Here is a 295-nt window from a genome sequence, read left to right on the forward strand (position 1 = left end):
ATCGCCAGGCTTTAAATTTATTTTCACTTTTTTGAAAGGTGAAGACAAAAGGTATCGTTACTTGCATTAGCAAATAACAACCTCAACAGTGTACTAATCTGTTGATGACAATTTGTTGGAGGGATGGCTGAGTGGTCGAAAGCACCGGTCTTGAAAACCGGCAACCGTTAATAGCGGTTCTAGGGTTCAAATCCCTATCCCTCCACCACTTATTCTTAGAAAAAAGCCTTTGATTATCAAAGGCTTTTTTCGTATCTGAAACATAGAAAAGTCACCTAATACCAATCCGGAAAAT

The 295-nt window shown here is 38.6% G+C and carries 1 tRNA gene; it reads left to right on the forward strand.

Features of this window, described 5'->3' with window-relative positions:
• The first annotated feature begins 117 nt into the window (after window positions 1-117).
• Window positions 118-208, forward strand: a tRNA-Ser gene (locus tag AB4154_RS22390).
• Window positions 209-295: the final 87 nt, after the last annotated feature.

It is taken from the genome of Vibrio sp. 10N.286.51.B11 (genome assembly GCF_041469245.1).
Classification (GTDB): Bacteria; Pseudomonadota; Gammaproteobacteria; order Enterobacterales; family Vibrionaceae; genus Vibrio; species Vibrio crassostreae_C.